The organism is Acinetobacter sp. YH12151, assembly GCF_013418355.1.
GTDB lineage: Bacteria > Pseudomonadota > Gammaproteobacteria > Pseudomonadales > Moraxellaceae > Acinetobacter > Acinetobacter pseudolwoffii.
This window is the reverse complement of the sequence record NZ_VPCG01000109.1, coordinates 1-1230: the sequence shown is the minus strand read 5'-3', so window position 1 is coordinate 1230 and position 1230 is coordinate 1. Positions and strand designations below refer to the sequence as shown.

The window sequence follows — 1230 nt, the reverse complement described above, 5'->3', positions numbered from 1 at the left end:
GTTCGCGCGCTACTGGATGTTGGGGTGATCTTTGAGGGACCTAAAGTTTGCAGATCAAAAACATACCGGCTGAATGAACAATTTGGTTGGAAAGGCACCATAACCAACCACAAAAAGGCACTCAAAAACGGCTTTAGTGTCATTCAGGGCGGCCGGATTTAAAGAGCCAGCGGCAGGCGGACAATCAGGGGCTACGTGTTAACGTTTTGACCATGATTGTCTATCCTGCATTGCTCTTTTGCCGCCTCAAAATCCCTTGCGTGTTTTTGCTCCCCGATCTCCAGAACGACCGAGCCGCCACGGTTCCGGCAGCGCCTTGAGCGCAACCGGAAACCGTCTGGGGAGAACCCCAGACCCCCATCGCTGTAACATCGACGGTCTACGACCACCTACCAACCGAGTGACTGCCTGTACCGTGCAGTTGGGCTTTGCAGGGGGCTGGCGCGGTTCCTGGCGACCTGAAAGCCCCTGGTTAGGGGTATCGGCGCGCCTGACCTCCTGAGAGCCTCTGTAAGCGTTTTTCGCGCCTTCCATGCCCTGACGGGCATTTAAACCCCGCCTCGTGCGTCTGAGAGCTTCTGAGCGCGTTTGAAGGGCTCTCTGACGACTCATCCCCGAAAGAACAACAGCGGAATCACCGACAACATGCGAGAGGTGGCACCGCTCGCCGCAGCCCCAGCGACCGAACGTTAGTGAGCGAGTGGGCGAGGAAGCGGAAGAGAACCGGAAACCACATTGAGCACGTACGCACTGATACGGGGTGTCGGGGCGAAGCCCTGACCAGATGGCAAACGGAATATCGTCGCGGGTGACGGTATTACATTTGCACATCCTGTCCCGATTTCTGCGGGGGTTAACGGTGAACGGACGGCAAAAAACGTGCAGGAGCTGTTGAACGTGAAAACCACGAAATCTGGCAAAAATCACGGCTGGCGAGGCTTGCAGAGGAGTAAGCCAGTATACACTCCGCTATCGCTACGTGACTGGGTCAGGGCTTCGCCCCGACACCCCCAAAGGGCGTTGCGTTGCGCGCAACACCCTTGCCTAGAATAGATCTTTTACGCCGATTTGTAAGTTGTTGTTTTTTTAGTGTGTTTTTTGTTTACCTGTCGCATCCAGGGTGACACAACGTTGTCGCATCCTGGATGCGACAACACGCAACAAGGTGTTGCACAGATGTGTCATGATGGCTTAGATTTGAACCAACGTTAGTGCATGGGATTTTTAGAG

General features: G+C 54.7%; 1 protein-coding gene. It reads left to right on the top strand.

What is annotated here, in order from left to right; translation table 11 throughout:
- Positions 1–316 precede the first annotated feature (316 nt).
- Positions 317–502 carry a hypothetical protein gene (locus tag FTU82_RS15970; RefSeq protein WP_180101653.1) on the top strand — a complete coding sequence of 62 codons (186 nt, stop codon included), beginning with the start codon at positions 317–319 and terminating at the stop codon, positions 500–502.
- Positions 503–1230 lie beyond the last annotated feature (728 nt).